Annotated in this window: 8 protein-coding genes and 1 tRNA gene; 4 read left to right on the top strand and 5 right to left on the bottom strand. The window is 67.9% G+C overall.

Features of this window, described 5'->3' with window-relative positions; all coding sequences use genetic code 11:
- Positions 1-7: 7 nt before the first annotated feature.
- Positions 8-814 carry an SDR family NAD(P)-dependent oxidoreductase gene (locus ACFQQC_RS03435; protein ID WP_376859705.1) on the top strand — a complete coding sequence of 269 codons (807 nt, stop codon included), beginning with the start codon at positions 8-10 and terminating at the stop codon, positions 812-814.
- Positions 815-868: 54 nt separating this feature from the next.
- Here ACFQQC_RS03435 and ACFQQC_RS03430 read toward each other — a convergent pair.
- Both ACFQQC_RS03430 and ACFQQC_RS03425 read right to left on the bottom strand, forming a co-directional pair.
- Positions 869-943, bottom strand: a tRNA-Gly gene (locus tag ACFQQC_RS03430).
- A gap of 142 nt (positions 944-1,085) precedes the next feature.
- The gene (locus ACFQQC_RS03425) at positions 1,086-1,868 is read right to left on the bottom strand and encodes an SDR family NAD(P)-dependent oxidoreductase (protein WP_376859703.1); all 783 of its coding nucleotides are present in this window, start codon (positions 1,866-1,868) and stop codon (positions 1,086-1,088) included.
- 57 nt (positions 1,869-1,925) lie between these two features.
- Between ACFQQC_RS03425 and ACFQQC_RS03420 the strand changes: the two genes are divergently transcribed.
- Positions 1,926-2,342 carry a YkvA family protein gene (locus ACFQQC_RS03420; protein WP_376859701.1) on the top strand — a complete coding sequence of 139 codons (417 nt, stop codon included), beginning with the start codon at positions 1,926-1,928 and terminating at the stop codon, positions 2,340-2,342.
- A gap of 7 nt (positions 2,343-2,349) precedes the next feature.
- Here ACFQQC_RS03420 and ACFQQC_RS03415 read toward each other — a convergent pair whose 3' ends face one another.
- Entirely contained in the window at positions 2,350-3,351 is a 1,002-nt protein-coding gene (locus ACFQQC_RS03415) for an NADPH:quinone oxidoreductase family protein (RefSeq protein ID WP_376859699.1), read from the bottom strand.
- A 105-nt stretch (positions 3,352-3,456) separates the two neighbouring features.
- Here ACFQQC_RS03415 and ACFQQC_RS03410 point away from each other — a divergent pair, with 105 nt between their 5' ends.
- Both ACFQQC_RS03410 and acnB read left to right on the top strand, forming a co-directional pair.
- The gene (locus ACFQQC_RS03410; RefSeq protein ID WP_376859697.1) at positions 3,457-4,326 is read left to right on the top strand and encodes an isoaspartyl peptidase/L-asparaginase family protein; all 870 of its coding nucleotides are present in this window, start codon (positions 3,457-3,459) and stop codon (positions 4,324-4,326) included.
- 361 nt (positions 4,327-4,687) lie between these two features.
- On the top strand, positions 4,688-7,270 hold the full coding sequence (gene acnB / locus ACFQQC_RS03405; RefSeq protein ID WP_376859695.1) for a bifunctional aconitate hydratase 2/2-methylisocitrate dehydratase: 2,583 nt from the start codon (positions 4,688-4,690) through the stop codon (positions 7,268-7,270).
- Between the two features lie 71 nt (positions 7,271-7,341).
- Here the strand turns inward: acnB and ACFQQC_RS03400 are convergent, their stop codons facing one another.
- Both ACFQQC_RS03400 and acnA read right to left on the bottom strand, forming a co-directional pair.
- A complete protein-coding gene (locus tag ACFQQC_RS03400; RefSeq protein WP_376859693.1) occupies positions 7,342-8,949 on the bottom strand; it encodes an NAD(P)/FAD-dependent oxidoreductase in 1,608 nt (535 codons plus the stop codon).
- Between the two features lie 126 nt (positions 8,950-9,075).
- Entirely contained in the window at positions 9,076-11,802 is a 2,727-nt protein-coding gene (gene acnA, locus ACFQQC_RS03395) for an aconitate hydratase AcnA (protein ID WP_376859692.1), read from the bottom strand.
- Positions 11,803-11,920: the final 118 nt, after the last annotated feature.

Raw genomic sequence — 11,920 nt, 5'->3', positions numbered from 1 at the left:
TCCGCGCGTGAACCCGGGAAACCGCCGCACAGCCCTGATCACCGGCGCGTCGGCGGGCATCGGCGCCGCCCTGGCGCGCGTCTATGCGAGCGAAGGCTGGGACCTGATCCTGACCGCTCGTCGCGCGGGCCCGCTGGAGGCGCTGGCCGAGGACCTGCGACGCACGGGTTGCGCCGTCACGGTCCTGACGGCCGATCTGGCTGACCCCGCCGCGCCGCGCGCCCTGTATGACGCCATCCTTGAGCGTGGGCTGATGGTTGACGCCCTGGTCAACAACGCGGGCTTCAGCCGGACCGCCGGCTTCCTGCAGACCGATCCGGCCGACCACGCCGCCATGATCCGGGTCATGCTGACGGCCCCGGTCGAACTGGCCCGACTGTTTGCGCCGGACATGGTCGCCCGCAGCTATGGCCGGATCATCAATGTCGCCTCTCTGGCCGGGCGGATGCCGGCGACCGGCGGCGACACCCTGTACGGCCCGATCAAGAGTTTCCTGATCAAGGCCTCGCAGGGCCTGTTCCTGGAGCTGAAGGATACGGGGGTCCACGTCACCGCCTTGTGCCCCGGCTACACCCTGACCGAGTTCCACGACGTCAACGGAACGCGGGAGGAGGTCTCCTCGGCCTATCCGGCCTGGATGTGGCAGACGGCCGAGCATGTGGCCCGGGTCGGCTATGAGGCCGTCGAGGCCAATCGTCCGCAGGTGACGCCCGGCTTCATGAACAATGTGCTGGCCGGTCTGGCCAAGCACCTGCCTGACCGCGTCGCCCTGAACATGGTCGGCGGCCACGCGAAACGGCTGAAGCGGATCTAGGAACCGGAAAAGCAAAAAGGCCCGGTCCGAAGACCGAGCCTTTTGCATTTCGACTGGAGCGGGCGAGGCGATTCGAACGCCCGACCCTCACCTTGGCAAGGTGATGCTCTACCCCTGAGCTACGCCCGCACTCCGTGAAACGGCGAGGCCGTTCCGTGTCGAGGAGGGGGCGTATAGCGGACCCTTCCGGACCCGTGCAAGCCCCCTTGAAAAAAAAGCGCTCAAGCAGCTCATGACCGCGTCATGAGCGATAGCGCCCAAGGGCCGCGCGTCAGCGCGGCGCCAGCCTGATGGCGCCATCCAGGCGGATGCATTCGCCATTGATGTAGACGTTGCGGGCCAGCTCCAGGACCAGCGAGGCGTAGTCGGCGGGGGTGCCGAGGCGGCTGGGGAAGGGGATGGCGGCGGCGAGGCTGTCTTGAACCTTCTGGTCCATGCCGGCCATCATCGGGGTCCACATGATGCCGGGCAGGATGGTGTTGCAGCGGACGCCTTCCTGGGCGAGGTCGCGGGCGATCGGCAGGGTCATGGCATAGACGCCCCCCTTGGATGCCGAATAGGCCGCCTGACCGATCTGGCCGTCCTGCGCCGCCACCGAGGCGGTGTTGACGATCAGACCGCGCTCGCCGTCGGCCAGCGGCTCCAGCGTCACCATGCCCGCCGCCGACTGCGACAGGACGCGGAAGGTGCCGAACAGGTTGATGCGGACGGTGCGCTCGAACGAGGCCATGTCGTGGGCGCGGATCTCGCCGGTGTCGCGCTTGCGGCTGACGGTCTTCTGGCCGGTGGCGATGCCGGCGCAGTTGACGGTCAGGCGTTCCTGACCGTGGGCGGCGCGGGCCTTGGCGAAGGCGGCGGCGACCTCTTCATCACTGGTGACGTCGACCTTGCAGAAGATCCCGCCGATCTCCTTGGCGACGGCCTCGCCTTTTTCCTCGTTCATGTCGAACAGGGCGACCCTGGCGCCGGTGGCGGCGATGGCGCGGGCCGTGCCTTCGCCGAGGCCCGAGGCGCCGCCGGTGACCACCGCGGCGATGCTGCTGTCGAGTTTCATGTCCTGAGCCCCTATCTGTTGTTGTGAACCGAGTATGTCGCGGGGGATTTAGCCGCCATGACCATCAATGCCAAACCTGCCGCCGGGGCAGCCAACCCCGAAAATGCGCTGGATCCCGCCTACGCCCTCGTGCCCGCCGTCCAGCAGGTGAACGAGGCGCGGGTGCGGCGCGGCTTCTGGCCCAAGATCAGGCGCACCGCGGCCCGCATTCCCTTCGCTGATCAGGTGCTGTCGGTCTGGTACGCCGCGCGTGACCCGGAGACCCCGGCCGCGGCCAAGGGGATCATGCTGGGGGCGCTGGCCTATTTCGTCCTGCCGACAGACGCCATTCCGGATCTGTTCGCCGTGATCGGCTTCACCGACGACGCGGCGGTGTTCGCGGCCCTGCTGGCCACGATGGGGGCCAACATCAAGGCGCGGCACCGGGAGCTGGCCCGGACGATGCTGGACCATCTGAAGAGCGATCAGGACTGAGCGGGGCTCAGTCCTCGATGGTCACCACCACCTTGCCCATGACCGAGCGGTCGCCGAGCGCCTGAATGGCCTCGTGGGCGCGTTCCAGAGGGAAGGTGCGGCTGATGCGGGGTTTGATCTTGCCCTCGCTCCAGAATTTGAACAGGTCGCCCATGTTGGCGACGTGCAGGGCCGGGTCGCGGGCCACGGCGGCGCCCCAGAACACCCCGATCACCGACACCGACTTGAGCAGGGTCAGGTTCAGCGGCAGGGACGGGATGCCCGCCGGGAAGCCGACCACCAGATAGCGGCCGTTCCAGTCCATGGCGCGCAGGGCCGGCTCGCAATAGTCGCCGCCGACGCCGTCATAGACCACGTCCGGGCCGTCGCGGCCCGAGGCCAGCTTCAGCTCGCCCGACAGCTCCTTCTGGGCCGCCTTGTCCATCTTGCCCGAGGGATAGATCAGGCCGTTGTCGGCCCCGGCCTCAAGCGCGAACTGCACCTTGTCGTTGGTCGAGGCGGCGGCGATGACATGGGCGCCCATGGCCTTGCCCAGTTCGACGGCGGCGACGCCGACGCCCCCGGCGGCGCCCAGCACCAGCAGGCTTTCACCGGCCTTCAGCTGCGCCCGGTCCTTCAGGGCGTAGTAGGAGGTGCCGTAGGTCATCACCAGCGAGGCGGCCGTCTGGAAATCCATGCCGTCGGGAATCTTGATCACCGAAGTCGCGGGCACGGCCAGACGCTCGACCATGCCGCCCCAGCCGGGCACGGCGATGACGCGGTCGCCCTTGAAGATGCCCTTCACGCCCTCGCCGACGGCCTCGATGACCCCGGCCACCTCGCCGCCCGGCGAGAAGGGCCGCTGCGGCTTGAACTGGTATTTGTCCTCGATGATCAGGGTGTCGGGGAAGTTGACCCCGATGGCCTTCACCTCGATCACCACCTCGCCCTTCTGCGGGCGGGGGTCCAGAACCTCCTCGACGACGAGGGTTTCGGGGCCGCCGGGGGCTTTCGAGAGAACAGCGCGCATGGGGAGTCCTTTGAACGAGAGATGCGTTCGCCCCCGTGGCGCTCGCCTGCTTCGGACGCTAAGGACCGGCACGCCCGTTGAAAAGAGGCGATCAGGAGACACCCCATGACGGCCCTCATCCTGCACGGAGGCGCGGGCGCCCGGCGCGAGCGCAACTATGACGCCGAGGTCGTGCACATGCGCGAGGTGGTCGAGGCCATGAAGGCGCGGCTGGACGCGGGCGAAAGCGCGCTGGACGTCGCCGTGGCCGCGGTGGTGATGCTGGAGGACTCGGGCCTGTATGTCGCCGGACGCGGGGCCTCGCCCAATCTGGCCGGGGCCTATGAGCTGGACGCCAGCATCATGGATGGGGCGACGAAGCGGGCGGGCGCTGTGGCGGCCCTGCAGGGCTTCCGCAACCCGGTCGTGGCCGCGCGCGCCGTCATGGACAAGACGCCGCACGTCATGCTGGCGGGCGAGGGCGCGGCCCTGTTCGCCCTGGATCAGGGCTTGGAGCCCATCGCCGATGAAGAGGCGTGGTTCACCCGCGCGGGCAAGGGCGAGGACAACCATCCGCCGGGCACGCTGAGCCACGGCACCGTCGGCTGCTGCGTGCTGGACAGCGAGGGCCGTCTGGCGGCCGCGACTTCGACCGCCGGGGTGTTCGGCAAGATGCCGGGCCGTGTCGGCGACACCCCCATCCCCGCCGCCGGGACCTGGGCCGACGGCAATGTCGCCGCCTCCGGCACCGGTCAGGGCGAGTATTTCATCCGCGTCGCCGCCACGGCCCAGACGGCCTGGCGGGTGGCGGCGGGTCAATCGTTGAGCGTGGCCGCACAGGCGGTGATCGACGAGATCGGCGCCATGGGCGGCGACGGCGGCCTGATCGCGCTGGACCGCGAGGGCAACATCACCGCCCCGTTCAACAGCCAGGGCATGAAGCGCGCCTGGCTGACGCCGTCGGGCGAGATCGGCGTCGAGGTTTTCGGTCGCTGATGCGGCCGGAAAAACGCAGTCCAGATCGACCAGATTGACCAGTTTGACCACTTTCGACGGGCAGGCCGAACGGCGCGGTCGCGCGATCGGTTGAGCCCGCCCGGCTGACCGTCGGGCGGGTTCCCTGATTGTCAAAGACCCCAAGGCGGAGACCGCCGCACAGAAGTCTGGCACGCGCCTGCGTCAATTTTGGTCGTATGGCCATCGGTGACGTCAGGGGACCTGTTCCGCATACGACACATCGGCCGGGCGGAACGCCCCCCGTTGGTTGCGGCGTCGGGCCTTATGTGGGAAAGGCCCCGCGCGGTTTTGACGGGCCGACGGGCCATCTGATCGCGACCGGATCAAGGAAGCCCTCCCCATGCTTGAAGCCTATCGCTCCCACGTCGCCGAACGCGCGGCGCTCGGCATCCCGCCCCTTCCGCTGTCGGCGGAACAGACCGCGGACCTGATCGAACTGATCAAGGCTCCGCCGGCCGGTGAGTCCGAACAGGAGCTGCTGGACCTGCTGACCTACCGGGTGCCGCCCGGCGTGGACGATGCCGCCAAGGTGAAGGCCTCCTTCCTGTCGGCCGTGGCCCACGGCGACTTCGAAGTCCCGGCCCTGTCGCGGGAGCGCGCCACCGAACTGCTGAGCACCATGGTCGGCGGCTATAACGTCAAGCCGCTGATCGACCTGCTGACCGACGCCGTGGTCGGCGCGGTCGCCGCCGAGGGCCTGAAGAAGACCCTGCTGATGTTCGACTTCTTCCACGACGTCGCCGAACAGGCCAAGGGCGGCAACGCCAACGCCAAGGCCGTGATCCAGTCCTGGGCCGACGCCGAATGGTTCACCTCGCGCGACAAGGTCGCCGAGAAGATCACCGTGACCGTCTTCAAGGTGACCGGCGAGACCAACACCGATGACCTGTCGCCGGCGCCCGACGCCTGGTCGCGTCCGGACATCCCGCTGCACTATCTGGCCATGCTGAAGAACGCGCGCCCGGGCATCACCCCGGAGCAGGACGGCGTGCGCGGTCCGATGCAGTTCATCGAGGACCTGAAGGCCAAGGGCCATCTGGTCGCCTATGTCGGCGACGTGGTCGGCACCGGTTCGTCGCGCAAGTCGGCGACCAACAGCGTGATCTGGGCCACCGGCGAGGACATTCCGTTCGTGCCGAACAAGCGCTTCGGCGGCGTGACCCTGGGCGGCAAGATCGCCCCGATCTTCTTCAACACCCAGGAAGACTCCGGCGCCCTGCCGATCGAGGTCGATGTGACCGGCCTGAACATGGGCGATGTCATCGACATCTATCCCTATGCGGGCAAGATCGAGCGAGACGGAGCCAAGGTCGCCGACTTCGAGCTGAAGTCGCAGGTGCTGCTGGATGAGGTGCAGGCCGGCGGCCGGATCAACCTGATCATCGGCCGTTCGCTGACCGCCCGCGCCCGTGAGGCCCTGGGTCTGGCGCCGTCCACCGAGTTCCGCCTGCCGGTCACGCCGGAAGACAGCGGCAAGGGCTTCACCCTGGCCCAGAAGATGGTCGGTCGCGCCTGCGGCCTGCCGGAAGGCCAGGGCATCCGTCCGGGCACCTATTGCGAGCCCAAGATGACCACGGTCGGTTCGCAGGACACCACCGGTCCGATGACCCGCGACGAGCTGAAGGATCTGGCCTGCCTCGGCTTCTCGGCCGACATGGTGATGCAGTCCTTCTGCCACACCGCTGCCTATCCCAAGCCGGTGGACGTCAAGACGCACCGCGAACTGCCGCAGTTCATCTCGAACCGCGGCGGCGTGGCCCTGCGTCCGGGCGACGGCGTGATCCACTCCTGGCTGAACCGCCTGCTGCTGCCCGACACTGTCGGCACCGGCGGTGACAGCCACACCCGCTTCCCCATCGGCATCTCTTTCCCGGCCGGTTCGGGCCTGGTGGCCTTCGGCGCCGCCACCGGCGTCATGCCGCTGGATATGCCGGAATCGATCCTGGTCCGCTTCAAGGGTGAGCTGCAGCCGGGCATCACCCTGCGCGATCTGGTTCACGCCATCCCTTACTACGCCATCAAGGCCGGGCTGCTGACCGTCGCCAAGGCCGGCAAGATCAACGCCTTCTCGGGCCGCATCCTCGAGATCGAGGGCCTGCCGGACCTGAAGGTGGAACAGGCGTTCGAACTGACCGACGCCTCGGCCGAGCGTTCGGCGGCGGGTTGCACCGTCAAGCTGAACAAGGAGCCGATCGTCGAATACATGACCTCGAACATCGTGCTCATGAAGAACATGATCGCCGACGGTTACGCCGATGCCCGCACCCTGCAGCGCCGGATCGACGCCATGGAAGCCTGGCTGGCCGCCCCGAACCTGCTCGAGGCCGACGCCGACGCCGAATACGCCCACGTCATCGAGATCGATCTGGCCGATGTGACCGAGCCGGTCCTGTGCGCCCCGAACGACCCCGACGACGCGCGCCTGCTGTCGGACGTCCAGGAGACCCCGATCGACGAGGTCTTCATCGGCTCGTGCATGACCAACATCGGCCACTTCCGCGCCGCCTCGCTGCTGCTGAAGGGCAAGAAGGACATCCCGACCCGTCTGTGGGTCGCCCCGCCGACCAAGATGGACGCCTCTGAGTTGACCAAGGAGGGCCACTACTCGACCCTCGGCGGCGCCGGCGCCCGCATGGAAATGCCGGGCTGCTCGCTGTGCATGGGCAACCAGGCGCAGGTGAAGGAAGGCGCGACCGTGGTCTCCACCTCGACCCGCAACTTCCCCAACCGTCTGGGCAAGGGCTCGAACGTCTATCTGGCCTCGGCCGAACTGGCGGCGGTGGCCTCCAAGCTGGGCCGCATCCCGACCGTGGCCGAGTACATGGCCGAGATGGGCGTCATCGACGCCGACCGGGCCGAGGTCTACCGCTACATGAACTTCGACCAGATCCCGGAATACGCGGATCGCGTCGCCGCCGAGTAAGGGCGAGCGTCAGTCGGAAAAGGCGAAGGGCCGGTGGAGCGATCCACCGGCCCTTTTCACGTCGACAAGGGTCAGGGCTGGCCGGTCAGTGAGCGGGCCACGGCCTCGGCGACCTTGATGCCGTCGACGGCGGCCGAGAGGATCCCGCCCGCATAGCCGGCGCCTTCGCCGGCGGGGAAGAGGCCGCGCACGGTCAGGCTCTGGAAGTCGGCGCCGCGGGTCATGCGGATCGGCGAGGAGGTGCGGGTCTCGACACCGGTCAGCACCGCCTGGGCGTCGTCATAGCGGGGGATCTTGCGGCCGAAGACGGGCAGGGCCTCGCGCATGGCGGCGATCACATAGTCCGGCATCAGGGGCGCCAGATCGGTCGGGGTCACGCCGGGGCGGTAGCTCGGAACCACCTCGCCCAGCGCCGTCGATGGCCGTCCCGCCAGGAAGTCGCCGACCAGCTGGCCCGGGGCGAAATAGTCTCCGCCCCCGGCCTGATAGGCGCGGGTCTCCAGGTCGCGCTGCAGTTCGATCCCCGCCAGCGGGTGGTCGCTGGGATAGTCCTCGGGCGAGATGCCGACCACGAAGCCGGAGTTGGCGTTCCGCTCGTTGCGCGAATACTGGCTCATGCCGTTGGTCACGACGCGGCCCGGTTCGCTGGTCGCCGCCACCACCGTGCCGCCAGGGCACATGCAGAAGCTGTAGACCGTCCGCCCGTTCGAACAGTGGTGCGACAGGGAATAGGCCGCCGCCCCCAGATCGGGGTGCCCTGCGCAGGGGCCGAACAGGGCCCGGTCGATCCACGACTGCGGATGCTCGATGCGGAAGCCGATGGAGAAGGGCTTGGCCTCGATATGGACGCCCCGGTCGTACAGGGTCTGGAAGGTGTCGCGCGACGAATGGCCGATGGCGAAAACCACATGGTCGGCCTCCAGCACCTCGCCGGTGTGCAGATGCAGCCCCTTCAGGGCGCCGTCCCGCATCTCGATGTCGACGACCCGATGCTCGAAGCGGTACTCGCCGCCCAGGGCCTCGATCTTCTCGCGCATGGCCTCGACCATGGTCACCAGCCGGAAGGTGCCGATGTGCGGATGGGCCTCGGTCAGGATTTCCTCGGGCGCGCCGGCGGCGACGAACTCGTTCAGCACCTTGCGGGCCAGGAAGCGCGGATCCTTGATCTGGCTGTACAGCTTGCCGTCCGAGAAGGTGCCCGCGCCGCCTTCGCCGAACTGGACGTTGGATTCAGGGTGCAGCTTGCTCTTGCGCCACAGCTCCCAGGTGTCCTTGGTGCGCTGGCGCACGACCTTGCCGCGGTCGAGGATGATCGGCCGGAAGCCCATTTCAGCCAGGATCAGCCCGGCGAACAGGCCGCACGGACCGGCTCCGATGACCACGGGCCTCAGTTTCAGATCCTTGGGCGCGACGGCGACCGGGCGATAGGTCACGTCCGGCGAGGGCCGGACATGCGGGTCATCCCTGAACCGGGCCAGCACCGTCGCCTCGTCGCGAACCTCGACGTCGAGGATGTAGACCTTCAGGATCGCCGACTTCCTGCGCGCATCATGCGCCCGCTTCCACACCGACCAGCGGAGCAGGTCCTGCGGCGGCACGCCCAGACGCACGGCGATGGCGGCGGGCAGGGCCTCGGGCTCATGGTTGAGGGGCAGCTTGATTTCGGAAAGGCGCAACATCGGCGCCTTGTAGCCGGTCGCCGCGCGGAACGCATGAAAAAGGCCGGCGGATCGCTCCACCGGCCCTGTTTCTCTTTTGCCCTAACGCTCGCGACGCGGTCGCTCGCTGCTTGAGGGCGGGTTGGCTTACTCGGCGGCGGCCGGAGCCTCGGTGGTTTCGCCGCCGGCCAGGTTGCGCAGGACGTAGGGCATGACGCCGCCGGCGCGCAGGTATTCCAGCTCGGTCTGGTTGTCGATGCGGCAGCGGACCGGGAAGCGGGCCATCTTGCCGTCCGACGGGCGGAACATCTCGACCCACAGATCCTGACGCGGCTTCAGCTTGCCGATGTTGGCGTCGGTCAGGCCGCGGATGGTGACGATTTCCTCGCCGGTCAGGCCCAGCTTGTGCCAGCCGTCCTGCTTGAACTGCAGCGGCACGACGCCCATGCCGACCAGGTTCGAGCGGTGGATGCGCTCGAAGCTCTCGGCGATGACGGCGCGGACGCCCAGCAGATTGGTGCCCTTGGCGGCCCAGTCACGCGACGAGCCGGTGCCGTATTCCTTGCCGGCGAAGACGACCAGCGGACGGCCTTCCGACTGGTAGCGCATGGCCGCGTCGTAGATCGACATGACGTCGCCCGACGGGAAGTGCTTGGTGACGCCGCCCTCGATCTCCGGGGTGATCTTGTTGCGGATGCGGATGTTGGCGAAGGTGCCGCGCATCATGACTTCGTGGTGGCCGCGGCGGGCGCCGTAGCTGTTGAAGTCCAGGGCGTCGACGCCGTGGTTGGTCAGCCAGACACCGGCGGGTGAGGTCTTCTTGATCGAACCGGCCGGCGAGATGTGGTCGGTGGTGATCGAGTCGCCGAAGATGGCCAGCACGCGGCCTTCGACGATGTCCTGAACCGGTTTGGGCTCCATGGACAGGCCCTCGAAGTAGGGCGGGTTGGCGACGTAGGTGGAGCTGTCGTCCCACTCATAGGTCTGGCCGCCCGAGACCTTGATCGCCTGCCAGTGCTTGTCGCCCTTGAAGACGTCCTTGTAGCGCTTGGCGAACATGGCCGGGGTGACCGACTTGCGCTGGATGTCGGCGACTTCCTGCGTGGTCGGCCAGATGTCGGCCAGAAAGACGTCCTTGCCCTTCTTGTCCTGACCGATCGGGTCCTTGGTGATGTCGATGCGCATCGAACCGGCCAGGGCGTAGGCCACGACCAGCGGCGGCGAGGCCAGATAGTTGGCCTGGACGTCCGGGTTCACGCGACCTTCGAAGTTGCGGTTGCCCGACAGGACCGAGGTGGCGACGATGCCGTTGTCGTTGATGGCCTTCGAGATCGCCGGATCCAGCGGACCCGAGTTGCCGATGCAGGTGGTGCAGCCGTAGCCGACCAGATTGAAGCCGATGGCGTCCAGATCCTTCTGCAGGCCGGCGTCGGTCAGGTAGTCGGTGACCACCTGCGAGCCCGGAGCCAGCGAGGTCTTGACCCAGGGCTTGGGCTTAAGGCCCAGCGCCAGCGCCTTGCGCGCCACCAGACCGGCGGCGATCAGGACCGACGGGTTGGAGGTGTTGGTGCAGGAGGTGATGGCCGCGATCACGACGTCGCCGTCGCCGACCGTGAACTTCTCACCCTCGACAGCGGCGCGCGGGGCGTCCGAGGCACGGGCGAAGGTGCCGGTCAGGTGGCCTTCGAACTCGGGGGCGGCGGTGGTCAGTTCGACGCGGTCCTGCGGACGCTTCGGACCGGCCAGCGACGGCACGACCGAGGCGAGGTCCAGTTCGAGCGTGTCGGTGAAGACCGGCTCTTCCGAGGTTTCGTCGATCCACAGGCCCTGCGCCTTGGCGTAGGCCTCGACCAGCGCAACGCGGGCCTTGTCACGACCGGTGGCGGCCAGGAAGTCGATGGTGGCTTGGCTAACGGGGAAGAAGCCGCAGGTGGCGCCGTATTCCGGGGCCATGTTGGCGATGGTCGCCTGGTCTTCCAGCGTCAGGCCGGTCAGGGCGTCGCCGAAGAACTCGACGAACTTGCCGACCACGCCCTTCTTGCGCAGCATCTGGGTGACGGTCAGCACCAGATCGGTGGCGGTGGCGCCTTCCGGCAGCTTGCCGGTCAGCTTGAAGCCGATGACTTCCGGGATCAGCATCGGGATCGGCTGGCCCAGCATGGCGGCTTCCGCCTCGATGCCGCCGACGCCCCAGCCCAGAACGGCCAGGCCGTTGATCATGGTGGTGTGGCTGTCGGTGCCGACGACGGTGTCGGGGTAGGCGACGGTCTTCTTGCCTTCTTCCAGCGTCCAGACGGTCTGGGCTAGGTTCTCCAGGTTCACCTGGTGGCAGATGCCGGTGCCGGGGGGCACGACGCGGAAATTGTTGAAGGCCGACGAACCCCAGCGCAGGAAGTTGTAGCGCTCGATGTTGCGCTCGTACTCGCGCTCGACGTTCTGGGTGAACGACTTGGCGGTGCCGAAGTGGTCGACCATGACCGAGTGGTCGATGACCAGGTCGACGGGAACCAGCGGGTTGATCTTGGAGGCGTCGGCGCCGAGCTTGGCCATCGCGTCGCGCATGGCGGCCAGGTCGACGACGGCCGGAACGCCGGTGAAGTCCTGCATCAGCACGCGGGCCGGGCGGAAGGCGATCTCGTGCTCGACCGAGCCCTTGTTCTCGATCCAGGCGGCGACGGCCTTGAGGTCGGCCTCGGTCACCGAGACGCCGTCCTCGTTGCGCAGCAGGTTCTCCAGCAGCACCTTCATCGAGCGCGGCAGGCGGGAAATCCCGGTCAGACCGGCTTCCTCGGCGGCGGGAAGGCTGTAATAGGCGTATTTCTTGCGCCCGACGGAGAGGTCCTGGCGGGTCTTGAGGCTGTCAATCGACGGCATGGAGAGTTTTCCTCTGGTCAACGCCGCCCGACAATCCGGTTGCACGTTCGCGCGATCGACGGCGGGACTCACAGGGTCCCGACGCGCGCGGCGGACGCCTGCTGCGGCGTTCGGGGAT

Source organism: Brevundimonas sp. GCM10030266, from assembly GCF_042666595.1.
GTDB lineage: Bacteria > Pseudomonadota > Alphaproteobacteria > Caulobacterales > Caulobacteraceae > Brevundimonas.
The sequence above is the reverse complement of the archived record's forward strand: the minus strand, read 5'-3'. Positions and strand labels throughout refer to the sequence as shown.

What these genes read in the sequence shown, in the direction of transcription:
- acnA (WP_376859692.1), bottom strand. Translation starts at nt 11,802, where the DNA reads ATGCCGTCGATTGACAGCCTCAAGACCCGCCAGGACCTCTCCGTCGGG.
- ACFQQC_RS03425 (WP_376859703.1), bottom strand. Translation starts at nt 1,868, where the DNA reads ATGAAACTCGACAGCAGCATCGCCGCGGTGGTCACCGGCGGCGCCTCG.
- ACFQQC_RS03410 (WP_376859697.1), top strand. Translation starts at nt 3,457, where the DNA reads ATGACGGCCCTCATCCTGCACGGAGGCGCGGGCGCCCGGCGCGAGCGC.
- ACFQQC_RS03420 (WP_376859701.1), top strand. Translation starts at nt 1,926, where the DNA reads ATGACCATCAATGCCAAACCTGCCGCCGGGGCAGCCAACCCCGAAAAT.
- ACFQQC_RS03400 (WP_376859693.1), bottom strand. Translation starts at nt 8,949, where the DNA reads ATGTTGCGCCTTTCCGAAATCAAGCTGCCCCTCAACCATGAGCCCGAG.
- acnB (WP_376859695.1), top strand. Translation starts at nt 4,688, where the DNA reads ATGCTTGAAGCCTATCGCTCCCACGTCGCCGAACGCGCGGCGCTCGGC.
- ACFQQC_RS03415 (WP_376859699.1), bottom strand. Translation starts at nt 3,351, where the DNA reads ATGCGCGCTGTTCTCTCGAAAGCCCCCGGCGGCCCCGAAACCCTCGTC.